The sequence below is a fragment of the Ewingella americana ATCC 33852 genome (assembly GCF_000735345.1).
GTDB classification, from domain to species: Bacteria; Pseudomonadota; Gammaproteobacteria; order Enterobacterales; family Enterobacteriaceae; genus Ewingella; species Ewingella americana.
Map to the genome: position 1 here is coordinate 19264 of NZ_JMPJ01000067.1, position 12212 is coordinate 31475.

Here is a 12212-nt window from a genome sequence, read left to right on the forward strand (position 1 = left end):
GATGGACGGCGGGATGTAAAGGGAACTCTTCGAGCGGCCTCACAACTTTTCAGCCGGAGGCGCACGAGATGCTCAAAAGGGGGTGAATCGAGCGAAAAGAGGCAGAATTATGGCGGCGCGGTGCGGGAAAAGCTTTCTCTCTGGAACAGGCGTTCCACCAGCGAAACCAGCTTCGGACGCTCGACGCACCAGCCGGGAGCCACGCGACGATAGTTGATATAACCCAGCGCGCAGGCGACGGCGATATCCGCCACATTGAGGCTTTCACCATTCAACAACGTGCAGTTTTTGGCATGCTGCTCGAGGGTGTCGAGGCCGCGCAGCACCTTGGCGCGCTGTTTCACCACCCACTCTTCATTGCGCTTGTCAGCATCGCGCTTGCTCTCTAACACCAGCGCCACGGCGGCGTCGGTCACGCCATCGGCCAGCGCTTCAATCTGCTTAACCCGCAACGCCTCCAGCGGCTGCCACGGCAACAGCGTCGGAGACGCATTCTGCAATTCGATAAACTGCACGATGATCGGCGAATCATAAAACACCTCGCCATCGTCAGTGACCAGCGCGGGGACTTTGCCCAGCGGGTTGTAGTCAGTGATTTTGCTACCCGGCTCTCCCGGAGGGTCATTCACAAACTCAAACGCAATGCCCTTCTCCAGCAGCATTACTGAGATTTTACGCACGTATGGACTGGTGTAGCTGCCGACAAGCTTCATCACGTTCTCCCACGTTAAGACCTGTTTTAAAGCTAGCAGCCAAGCCTCGCTTTACCAAGCTTCGCCGCGCAAAGCGTCTTTTTTAAGAATTGCCCTTCACGCGTCCTACACCAAAAATGCCTTTCTGCCGCGTTAGCCTCGGGTTGCCGCAATCAGGCTTTCCCCTCAGAGAAGCGAAGCGTTAAAATATTGTTTAAATTTCGTAGCGTTTAAAAGGTTACTTCGATGGATGTTCTGCGCCAGAGCGATTCTGACGAAAAAGGCGATCAGACCCTGACGGCGATTGTCGGGGCGACCCGCAAGCCGGTGATGCAGCGCGGGCATCTGGATGCGCCAGAAGATGACTGGATCGCCGAAGAAGTGCCGGTAGCACTGGTCTACAACGGCATCTCTCACGTGGTGATGATGGCTTCGCCAAAAGATCTCGACGCCTTTGCTCTCGGCTTTTCTTTATCAGAAGGCATTATCGAATCCGTCTCTGACATTTACGGTATGGATGTGTCATCCAACTGCAATGGCATCGAAGTTAACATTGAGTTATCAACCCGACGCTTCAGCGGTTTGAAAGAGCGCCGCCGCGCGATGGCCGGGCGCACCGGCTGCGGCGTCTGCGGCATTGAGCAACTCGGCGACCTGTTCCGCCCGCTCAAGCCGCTGCCTTTCACGCAAACCTTTGATTTAGCGCTGTTAGACAATGCGCTGAGCCAGCTGAAATCGGTGCAAACCATCGGCCAGCTCACCGGTTGTACTCACGCCGGAGCATGGATTAACCCGCAGGGCCAGCTGCTCGGCGGCTGTGAAGATGTCGGTCGCCACGTCGCGCTGGATAAAATTCTCGGCGTGCGAGCCAAGAAAGCCGACTGGCAGCAGGGCGCGGTGCTGGTCTCGAGCCGCGCCAGCTATGAAATGGTGCAGAAAGCCGCGATGTGCGGCGTCGAAATTCTGTTTGCTGTCTCCGCCGCCACGCAACTGGCGGTAGACGTCGCCGAACGCTGCAACCTGACGCTGGTCGGTTTCAGCAAGCCGGGGCGCGCAACGGTCTATACTCATGCTCAGAGGTTGAGAGGCTAAGCGCGTCGGATTGCTCTCAATTCAGCGTTAGATTGTTTATTACCAGCTTATTTTTACTTGCTCTAAGGGCGGCCGAAAGCCCCGCCTGACGGGCCTGAGAGAATACCCGCACAAAGTGCGGAGCATAGATAATCATTTTCAATATCATTTAATTAACTATAATGATCCTACTGATTACGCGGTGCTCACAATGACGGTGCCGCCCTACACTATGGAGACGATGAACATGAGTTATTCACTGCCATCACTGCCTTACGCATACGACGCACTCGAACCGCATTTCGACAAACAGACGATGGAAATCCATCACACTAAACACCACCAGACCTACGTTAACAACGCTAACGCTGCGCTGGAAAGCCTGCCAGAACTGGCAAAACTGTCTGTTGAAGAACTGATTGCCAACCTTGACAAAGTGCCAGCTGACAAGAAAGTTGCTCTGCGTAACAACGCAGGTGGCCACGCTAACCACAGCCTGTTCTGGAAAGGCCTGAAAACCGGTACCACTTTGCAGGGCGACCTGAAAGCGGCAATCGAACGTGACTTCGGTAGCGTTGACGCTTTCAAAGAAACCTTCGAAAAAGCAGCAACCACTCGTTTCGGCTCAGGCTGGGCGTGGCTGGTTCTGAAAACCGACGGCAAACTGGCGGTAGTTTCTACTGCTAACCAAGACAGCCCGCTGATGGGTGAAGCAATCTCTGGCGCATCTGGCTACCCTCTGCTGGGTCTGGACGTTTGGGAACACGCTTACTACCTGAAATACCAGAACAAACGCCCTGACTACATCAAAGCATTCTGGGACGTTGTGAACTGGGACGAAGCAGCAAAACGTCTGGCTGAAGCGAAGTAATTTCGCGCCCCTAGGGGTTCAGCAACGCACATCAGGCGGGGTCTTCCCCGCCTTTTTTACGCCCATTTTGCACTCATTTCTCACGATTTTCAGACCTCGCTCGCACTTCTCAAATATCCTGCCGCTTACCCCTAAAGTTTGGCTTAAGTCATTCCGATAGACCCTTCACAAAGGCATCTCTTTTTAAGCAAGGACGTTGGGGGAAAATAGTTATGGGAATCGGTTTAGTACAGCGCATTGATAATCTAAAAGTCGGCACCAAGCTCGGGTTAGGTCTGGGGTTTATTTTGCTGATTGCCGTGGTGATTTCCGCCGTCGGCATGATCAAGTTTAAAAGCATCGACCAGCGAGCCGAAAAGGTCGATTTCAGCAACCAAATTAATACCTTACTGCACGACGCACGCCTTAATCGCACTTTGTACCAGCTCAACTATGACCCCGTTTATCTGCAGAAAAACCAGCAGCTTATTGGCCAAGTTGAGCAGTTGCTGCAAGAGTCCAAAGGCAAGATGAGCTGGGAGCCGAAAAACCTGGCCAATCTGGATCAGGTGCCGGTAAAAATTAAGGAATACAAACAGGCGCAGGCGGCTTTCAAACACGCAGTAGATGAAAAAGACGCCGTGCGCAAAAGCTGGAACCTGTCGGACACTGAAGACATTCTCAAACGCTTGCAGGAACAGCTGCGCGTAGAAGATGTAGATCCGTCGATTCGCATGTCGCTTTCTGAAGTGATTCAGAAGCTTATCAGCATCCGCTACTACGTGCGCGGCCTGCTGCTTAGCCCGACGGCGGCCTCAGAAGCGCCCCTGATGCAGGCGATTGACGACACCAAAGCCAACGCCACCAAGCTCAACGCCCTGCTGCTGCCGAACCAGCAAGAGACGCTGGCCCCGCTGATGAACGCGCTGGCGAGCTATAAAACTCACGTTTTGGCTTACCTGCCGGCCGTCGAGCGCGAGAAGGCGACTTCGCAGGTTATGGCGGTAAAAGCCAATGATATGAACTCATTGGTGGCGAACATCTTCAAAAATGAGCTGGACAGCACCCATGCGGATATCCGCAAAGCGATGATGCTGATGGGCATTATTACGCTGGCGGTGCTGATTATCGGCACGCTGTTCTCTTGGCACATTACCCGCCAGCTAACTCATCCGCTGCGCGCCACGCTGGCAACCGCCGAGCTGATTGCCAAAGGCGATTTAACCGCGGCACAGACTACTGCCCGCCGCGACGAGCTGGGGATGCTGATGAACGCCGTGGCCGGAATGAGCCAGAACCTGCGCAATATGATTTATGAAATTCGCACCGGGGTGGGTCAGGTGTCCCACGCGGCGGCCGAAATTGCGGCGGGGAATACGGATTTATCTTCGCGCACCGAGGAACAGGCAGCGGCCGTGGAAGAGACTGCCGCCAGCATGGAGCAGCTCAGTTCGACGGTGAAGCAGAATGCCGAAAACGCCCACCACGCCAGCAAACTGGCGTCTGACGCCTCGCAAACCGCCACCCTCGGCGGCAAGCAGGTGGGCGACGTGGTACTCACCATGCAGCAGATCTCCAGCAGCTCCAAGCGCATCGCCGAGATAACCTCCGTTATCAACGGTATTGCCTTCCAGACCAATATTCTGGCGCTAAACGCGGCGGTGGAAGCCGCCCGCGCTGGCGAGCAAGGGCGCGGCTTCTCGGTGGTGGCTTCTGAAGTGCGCACTCTGGCCCAGCGCAGCGCGCAGGCCGCCAAAGAGATTGAAGGGCTGATTGCCGAGTCGGTCGAGCGGGTGAATACCGGGGCTAAATTGGTGGAAAGCACCGGGCGCACCATGCAGGACATCGTGCAGTCGGTGACCAACGTGCGCGACATTATGGGTGAGATTGCCTCGGCCTCTGACGAGCAGAGCCGCGGCATCACGCAGATCTCGCAAGCGATTGTCGAGATGGACAGCACCACCCAGCAGAACGCCGCGCTGGTCGAACAGTCTGCCGCCGCCGCTGATTCTCTCGAAGAGCAGTCGCGCCTGTTGACCGAAGCCGTGTCGGTGTTCCGTCTGTCGGACAATGACAGTAAGAGTGCGTCGGTGACTCCGCGCGCGTCGCAGTTGCAGTCGCCGCTGCTGCCGCGACCGGCGGGAGTCAGTCAGGATAATTGGGAAACCTTCTAGGCCTGTCGCCCTCCCCGTGAAATGCGCCCAGCCGGGCGCATTTTTTTTCACCTGTTTAGCCGGGCAATTGCGGGGTATGCTGAAGCACCAGGGGCAACGACTAGACAGGAGGTTTTTATGCATTACCCGGACGTGTATATCGGCGCGGTCAAACCCTATGAGAATGACAGACCGAGCGCCATCGGCAAACGGCAGGTGGACGGAATTTTACAGCTGACAGCCCTCGGGCTGGAAGGCGACGAGCAGGCGGAAAGCAGCTACCACGGCGGGCCAGATCGCGCCCTGTGCCACTTCCCGCGCGAGCACTACGCGTGGCTACGCCAGCACTTCCCGGAGCAGGAGGAGCGTTTCCACCCGCCCGCTTTTGGGGAGAACCTCTCCACTCTTGGCCTGACCGAAGCCAACGTCTTTATTGGCGATATTTTCCGCTGGGGCGACGCGCTGATTCAGGTCACCCAGCCGCGCTCGCCGTGCTACAAGCTCAATACCTTCCTGCACTGCCCGCAAATGTCGCCGGTGTTACAAGACACCGGCAAATGCGGCTGGCTGTACCGGGTGATCGCCACCGGCAGCGTGAGTGGGGATAAACCTTTCGAATTGATGACCCGCAACAGCGACGTGTCGGTGGCCGAAGCCATCTCCATCGCTTTCAACATGCCGTTCGACGAAGAGCAGTATCGCCGCTTAATGAACGCAGCGGGGCTGTCCGCCAGCTGGAGTAAAACCATGCAGATGAGGCTAATTAATCGCAAGATTGAGGATTTTGGCAGAAGATTGTTTGGTTCGGCGGGTAAATGATTTCACATCCTCCCCGCGCGATGCAGGGAGGACGTTTGCAGCTTAGAAGGCTTTTTTGGCGTAACCGGTCACCACTTTCAGGCCCATTTCGCGGCCCAGCGCGGTCATCGGGTGAACCACCACGATACCACGAACGGTTTTCTTCAGCGTACCCATGTCGGCTTGCTCTTTCTTGGTGATTTCGCGGCTGAATGGCAGCGTTTCCAGCTTCTGCGCTTCTTTGCTCAGCTTCTTAACGCGAACGTCTTTCAGACGCGCGATTTCAGCGGCCAGCTTCTCTTTCTCTTCTTCATGCTTGGCAATCAGCTCGGCATTACCCTGCTGGATAACGGTCGCATCTTTGTGGTTCAGCGCGTCCAGCATGTCGCTGAGGCGTTTGATTTCGGCTTTTTCGACTTCTTTCATAGTATTTTCGACCCGTAGGTGCCGCAGCGGGCACGATGTTGCTAAAGACAATAACCGCTAGTGTATCAGGAAGTGCGGGTTTCATCAGCCCGCGCATCATCGGTAGTTTGCGCCAGCCCCGGCGGCAGGCCGCTCATTTCACAGGCGCGCTGCCCTAAACGCGCCAGAGCGGCGGTGTAGCGCACGTCAAACGGATAACAGCAGGAGAGCCGCAGGCCATTGCTGTAGCGCCCGCTCGGCGAGTACAACGTGCCCGGCGTCATGCAGATCTTCTCCTCAATCAGCTGTTTAAAGAGCGCCACGGTATCCACGCCTTCTGGGAAGTCCACCCAAAATACAAAACCGCCCATCGGGCGCGTGGAGCGAGTTCCCTGTGGGAAATATTGCGCGATCAGCGCTCGCGCTTCGTCGACCTGCGCCTCATAGCGGCGACGCAGACTGCGCAGATGATGGTCGTAGCCGCCGGACTCGAGGAACACCGCCAGCGTCTGTGACAGCAAAGAAGACTCGGTCATCGACGACACTGCCTTCAGCTTGCGCAGCTTGTCGGCGAAGCGCCCGCCCGCAATCCAGCCAATGCGAAAATCGGGAGCCAGCGTCTTGGTGAAGCTGGTGCAAAACAGTACCCAGCCGTATTTGTCGAAGGATTTCACCGCCGGAGAGAGCGCGTCGCTGAACTGGATTTCGGCATACAGCCCGTCTTCAATCAGCGGCACGCGGTGATCGTTCATCAGCCGCGCCAGCCGTTTTTTCGCCGCCAGCGGCATGGTGAAGCCCATCGGGTTTTGCGCCGTCGGCATGGCGATCACCGCGTTCAGCCGCTTCTCATTGAGCATCAATTCGAGGGCGTCGAGGGACAAACCGGTTTGCGGATCGGTTGGGATTTCCACTGCTTTCAGCCCAAGGCTCGCCAGCAGCGGCAGGAGATAGAAGTAGGTCGGCGTCTCCAGCCCGACGCTGTCGCCCGGCTGAGTGGTGACGCGCAGCGCCAGTTGCAGGGCTTCCATGCAGCCGTGGGTCAGGGTGATGTCGGAGGCTTCCAGCATCATGCCCAAGGCCAGCGAGCGGCGAGCGATTTGCTGACGCAGCGCCAGATTCCCCGGCGGCAGCGCGTACTGGCCAATCAAATGCGGCTGGCGGCGCAGCAGCGAAGACATGATGCGCCCCAGTTTGGCGCCGGGGTAGAAGTCGTTGGCCTGCGGGCAAGCCAGCGAGAGATTGGTGTAGGCCGGGTTGATTTGCGCGGCAAACACCGTGTCTATCAGGTCCAGCACGTCGTCGGCAGGCTCCGCCGCTGGCCCGTGAGGCAAATGCTGCACTTCGAGGGCCGGGAGCGCGGTGCGCACGTAAAACCCCGACTGGGGCCGCGCTTCAATCAGCCCGCGATCTTCCAATCGGCGATAAGCCGCCACCACGGTATTAATGCTCACCGAATAGGTCTGCGCCGAGCGCCGCACCGAAGGCAAACGGCTGCCGGCGGGCAAGGTGCCGCGTCGAATCGCCTCGGCCAGATTGTCAGCCAACAGGTTGTAGCGCGTGTCGCCCGCGCGGTTTGCATCGGTCAAAGGGGTGAGCATCTCGGCCATGGTGTCAGTTCCGCAAATATGAATGAGTACAGTTTATTTTTAGTACAACTGTAACCATGACAATATCCTATTTTTGGTTCTGTTACCTAATTGGCTGACTGTTTACTCTGGCGGTACAGATTTTTTTCCGAGGAATGCCCCATGCTGGACACCGCTTTTGTCAGTTACGTCACCGTCATGTCGATTACGCCCGGCCCAAATAATATTTTGCTCGCCGCCTCTGGGGTGAATTTCGGCCTGCGCCGCACCGTGCCGATGATGCTCGGCATCACCCTCGGCTGCGTGATCCAATGCGCGCTGACCACCTCTCTTCTGGCGATTTTACTTAGTTGGATGCAGGTGATCCGCCTGCCGATGGCGGTGTTGGGCTGCGCCTATCTATTCTGGCTGTCGTGGAAGATTTATCGCTCGGGCACGCCGGGAGAAGGGGCCGAGCAAGCACCGATGAAGATGATCCACGGCGCGCTGTTTCAGGCGGTGAACCCGAAAGCTTGGCTGATGGCGACCAACGTAGCAATTCTCTTCACGCCGCGCGAAGGAGCGCTGTTAAGCCACACGCTGATGATTTGCGTTGGTTTCGCGCTGATCAACCTGCCGTGCATTCTGATATGGGTGGTGATGGGCGACCGTCTGCGTCAGGCGCTGCGAGTCAGCTGGAAGTTGAAACTGTTCAACAGCATCATGGCCGCGCTGATGGCGATCACCGCCGTCTGGCTGATGTTTGACGAGTTACGCCATGCGTTTAACTAGCCAAATCTCAAAGTAGCAAAGGGATTAACGCTGAACGGGAGAGAGGCGCGACGGCTGCTGATTGCTGATATGAGCAATCAGCCCGGTAATAGAAAGCACCATGGTGGAACGGACGATTTGCTGATAGCGCTGCTGCTGCATGGCAATCAAGGATTCGTCGGCTTCGCCGGGTTTAAGGAAGGTTGGCGCCGGGGGAAGCGCGGCTACGCAGTGCAGCTCGCCAAAGGGGCCAAGGATTTCGTCGTCGGTGAAACGATAGTCTTCACCGTCGTAATTTAACTCTTCGCGCAGGGCCATCAGCAGCTCGGCGTCTTCATATTCATGGCGGCTGATCACGCCCAGCGCATAAATCAGTTTGAGCCTGACGGACAGGTCGCCCAGCGGACCATTGCCGGTCAATAAAGGCTCGACGGCGTATTTCACCGCGTAATCGTCTTTGCGGAATACCTGAATCACCAGAATATCCAGCGCTTCAGCCAGTAATTCTACGGCAGTCATCAAGAAGCTGCGCACAGATTTGCCTGCGTTCAGTTTTTCCAGTACCCGGTTTTCAAACGCCTGTGCTTTTTCCATCGAGTTACTTACGTTAAGAATCGCGTCATGAATTACGGCTTCTGATGTGTCCATAGTCATCCGTGAGTCCCAGTTGTGTTTGAAGCTACAACGGCGCGAACCGCTGTAGCTTCATCACTTGGGCATTAATTTTTGAAAATTAGTGCTTTTTCTCGTAGATGCTCACGGCTTGCGCGACAACTTCGCCGTCTTCTGGCAGGCCTGAAACCTGTGCCAGCGCCGCTTTTGGACCGACTTTTTCCAGCAGTTCCGCCCACTCTTTAGCTTGCTGATCTTCGTCACTGCGGTAGTGCATGGCAGCGGCGATACCGATCACCAAATTATTGTGCGGCAGATTATATTCCAGTGTACCCAGCAATGGCTTAATTAAACGGTCGCCCGCGCTCAGTTTACGCAATGGCTGGCGGCCAACGCGCTCCACGTCGTCATGCAGGTACGGGTTTTCGAAACGGGTGATGATTTTTTCGATGTAAGCGAAGTGCTTCTGTGGGTCAAAGCCGTAACGGTTGATCAGCACCTGACCACTCTCTTCCATCGCGCCGCGCACCACCAGACGGATTTTCTCGTCGAGGATCGCATCACGGATGGTGGCATGACCTGCCTGCTGGCCGAGATACGCGGTGATCGCGTGGCCGGTGTTCAGGGTAAACAGCTTGCGCTCAACGAACGCCATCAGGTTATCGGTTGGCTCCATACCGGCGATAGTCGGCAGCGGACCTTTGAACTGGGTCTGATCGACAATCCACTCGCTGAAGGTTTCAACCGTCACTTCCAGCGGATCAGTGGTGCCCGCCGCAGCCGGAGGCACGATACGGTCAACAGCTGAGTCGACGAAGCCGACGTGCGCCTCAACCCAGGCTTTCTCATCTTCTGGCAGCGCGTTGAACACGTGCTGTTTGAACTGGCTGGTGCCACGCACCATGTTTTCACAAGCGATGATGTTCAGCGGAGACTCATTGCCCTGCTGGTGACGCAGAACCAGACCTTTCGCCACGTTCGGCGCGATTTTCTCCAGCACGGTTGGGCCAACGGCGGTGGTCACTAGGTCGACTTTAGCGATCAGGTCGATAGCTTCCTGACCTGCGCTGTTGACCGCGTTGACGTTTTTCACTGGCTCAACGCTGGCCTTCTCGCCAACCACGTGCACGTCGTAACCATGACGGCTGTTTAATGCTTCCAGCAGCACCGGGCTGACGTCAGCGAAGGTTAATTCAACTTGTGCATCGGCCAACAGTTTACCGATAAATCCACGGCCAATATTGCCCGCGCCAAAATGTAGTGCTTTCATAACAATATTTCCTTCGAGTCCGAATCAACAAGCGGGTCTCGAAAGACCCGCTTAGTAATACTCTCGACCGTTTCCCTTGTTGGCTGATTAGCCGCGAAGGATGGTCAGAACCTCTTCAACGCTGGTGGTGGTGGCCAGACGGTCAATCACGCCATCTTCGTCCAGCGCCGTGGTCAGCTTAGTGATCACGTTGATGTGCTCATTATTACGCGCCGCGATACCAATAACCAGACGGGCTGAGTCATCTTCGTCATCGCCCCAGCGAATGCCCGCCGGGTACTGGCAGAACACGATACCGGTTTTCAGCACGCGGTCTTTCGCTTCGATAGTCCCGTGCGGTACTGCGATAGATTCGCCGAGGTAAGTCGAGGTCAGCTGCTCACGAGCCAGCATCGCTTCAACGTATTCCTGCTGAACGTAACCGCCTTTCACCAGTTGCTCACCGGCGAAGCGGATCGCGTCTTCTTTGTTGCTCGCCTGCAAGCCGAGGAAGATGTTGCTTTCGCTCAGGCGGAACAGGTGTTCGTTCTCTTGCTCGCTCACCAAGCTGTCGCTCAGCGTAGTGTTCACTTTCTCTTTGTACTGGCTGGATTTGTTCACTTCAACCAGACGGGCAGTCAGGTCAGTGTACAGGCCGCTGTCGAGGAAGTTGGTCAGTGAAATGTGCTGTGCGTGTGGCACTTGGCGCATTGCACGTTCGGTCAGGTCACGGTGGGTGATAACCAAGTCAACATCGTCCGGCAGGCTGTTAATCGCGCTGTTAGTGACGCTGATGTTAGTCAGGCCAGCATCCTGCACTTTCTTACGCAGCACGCCTGCACCCATGGCACTTGAACCCATACCTGCGTCACAAGCCACGATGATTTTACGCACGGTAGACAGGTCGCCAGCCACGCCAGCGGTAGAAGCTTTGCCGCCTTTAGACTGTGCTTTCATGTCTTGAACGCGGCGCGTTGCTTCGTCCAGATCGTCGCCCTCTTTCACTTTGCTGGTTTTCAGCAGGAAAGCAGAGACGATGAAGGAGACCGCGAACGCCGCCACGATTGCCGCGATGTTAGCGAAGTAAGTGCCTTTTGGCGTCATCGCCAGAACCGCGAGGATAGAGCCCGGAGACGCTGGAGAAACCAGGCCGCCGTTCAATACGGTCAGGGTGAACACGCCAGTCATACCGCCCAGAATTACCGCCAACAGCAGGCGCGGGTTCATCAGAACGTATGGGAAGTAAATTTCGTGGATACCACCGAAGAAGTGGATAATTGCCGCGCCGCCAGCTGACTGTTTAGCGCTGCCACGACCGAAGAACATATAGGCCATCAGTACACCCATACCCGGACCTGGGTTAGCTTCGATCAGGAAGAAGATTGATTTACCGGTTTCAGTCGCCTGCTGGATACCCAGTGGAGAGAAGATACCGTGGTTGATGGCGTTGTTGAGGAACAGGATTTTCGCTGGTTCAACAAAGATAGAAGCCAGTGGCAGCAGGTTATGGATAACCATGATGTGCACGCCAGCCGCCAATACTTTGGACAGTGCTTCAACCAGCGGGCCAATAGCTAAGAAGGCGAGGATCGCCAGCAGCATACCGATGATACCGGCCGAGAAGTTGTTAACCAGCATCTCGAAGCCGCTTTTGATTTTGCCGTCGACCAGACGGTCAAAGCGCTTGATACACCAGCCGCCCAGCGGACCTGCAATCATCGCGCCGAGGAACATCGGCATGTCTGCACCGACGATAACGCCCATGGTGGTGATAGCACCTACCACGCCGCCACGGTCGCCGCCAACCAGACGTCCACCGGTGAAACCGATCAACAATGGCAGCAGGTAAGTGATCATCGGGCCAACCAGCTTCGCTAACGTTTCGTTAGGCAACCAACCCGTTGGGATGAACAGCGCCGTGATGATACCCCAGGCAATAAATGCCCCGATGTTAGGCATCACCATGTTACTCAGGAAGCGGCCAAAGTTTTGAACTCCGACCTTAACGTCTGGTGAAAACATAAAACGCACCCCTATTGATACGCG

11 protein-coding genes are annotated in these 12212 nt (G+C 56.2%); 5 read left to right on the plus strand and 6 right to left on the minus strand.

All coding sequences use genetic code 11. The annotated features are described in order from the left end of the window. Positions 1-107: 107 nt before the first annotated feature. Positions 108-713: a glutathione S-transferase gene (locus GEAM_RS17940; protein WP_034794229.1), complete on the minus strand. Its 606-nt coding sequence runs from the start codon at positions 711-713 to the stop codon at positions 108-110. A 225-nt stretch (positions 714-938) separates the two neighbouring features. On the opposite strand from GEAM_RS17940, the gene fdhD reads away from it, so the two are divergent. The 4 genes from fdhD to yiiM all read left to right on the plus strand — a co-directional run bounded on the left by fdhD (position 939) and on the right by yiiM (position 5585). Next, entirely contained in the window at positions 939-1784 is an 846-nt protein-coding gene (fdhD, locus tag GEAM_RS17945; RefSeq protein ID WP_034794231.1) for a formate dehydrogenase accessory sulfurtransferase FdhD, read from the plus strand. 226 nt (positions 1785-2010) lie between these two features. Then, entirely contained in the window at positions 2011-2634 is a 624-nt protein-coding gene (gene sodA, locus GEAM_RS17950; RefSeq protein WP_034794232.1) for a superoxide dismutase [Mn], read from the plus strand. Between the two features lie 212 nt (positions 2635-2846). Beyond that, positions 2847-4787, plus strand: a complete 1941-nt coding sequence (locus GEAM_RS17955) for a methyl-accepting chemotaxis protein (RefSeq protein WP_034794233.1) — start codon at positions 2847-2849, stop codon at positions 4785-4787. A gap of 117 nt (positions 4788-4904) precedes the next feature. Then, positions 4905-5585, plus strand: coding sequence for a 6-hydroxyaminopurine reductase (yiiM, locus tag GEAM_RS17960; protein ID WP_034794234.1), 681 nt, complete (start codon positions 4905-4907; stop codon positions 5583-5585). A gap of 42 nt (positions 5586-5627) precedes the next feature. Here the strand turns inward: yiiM and GEAM_RS17965 are convergent, their stop codons facing one another. Then, positions 5628-5990 carry a YibL family ribosome-associated protein gene (locus tag GEAM_RS17965; RefSeq protein ID WP_034794235.1) on the minus strand — a complete coding sequence of 121 codons (363 nt, stop codon included), beginning with the start codon at positions 5988-5990 and terminating at the stop codon, positions 5628-5630. A 65-nt stretch (positions 5991-6055) separates the two neighbouring features. Further along, complete coding sequence (locus tag GEAM_RS17970; RefSeq protein ID WP_051899572.1) at positions 6056-7567, minus strand: aminotransferase-like domain-containing protein; 1512 nt, start codon at positions 7565-7567, stop codon at positions 6056-6058. 150 nt (positions 7568-7717) lie between these two features. Between GEAM_RS17970 and GEAM_RS17975 the strand changes: the two genes are divergently transcribed. Next, complete coding sequence (locus GEAM_RS17975) at positions 7718-8326, plus strand: LysE family translocator (RefSeq protein WP_034794237.1); 609 nt, start codon at positions 7718-7720, stop codon at positions 8324-8326. 24 nt (positions 8327-8350) lie between these two features. On the opposite strand, the gene GEAM_RS17980 is transcribed toward GEAM_RS17975, so the two are convergent. The 3 genes from GEAM_RS17980 to GEAM_RS17990 all read right to left on the minus strand — a co-directional run bounded on the left by GEAM_RS17980 (position 8351) and on the right by GEAM_RS17990 (position 12188). After that, positions 8351-8899: an MltR family transcriptional regulator gene (locus tag GEAM_RS17980; RefSeq protein WP_034794420.1), complete on the minus strand. Its 549-nt coding sequence runs from the start codon at positions 8897-8899 to the stop codon at positions 8351-8353. Positions 8900-9038: 139 nt separating this feature from the next. Beyond that, a complete protein-coding gene (locus GEAM_RS17985) occupies positions 9039-10187 on the minus strand; it encodes a mannitol-1-phosphate 5-dehydrogenase (protein ID WP_034794239.1) in 1149 nt (382 codons plus the stop codon). 87 nt (positions 10188-10274) lie between these two features. Next, positions 10275-12188, minus strand: coding sequence for a PTS mannitol transporter subunit IICBA (locus GEAM_RS17990; protein ID WP_034794241.1), 1914 nt, complete (start codon positions 12186-12188; stop codon positions 10275-10277). Positions 12189-12212: the final 24 nt, after the last annotated feature.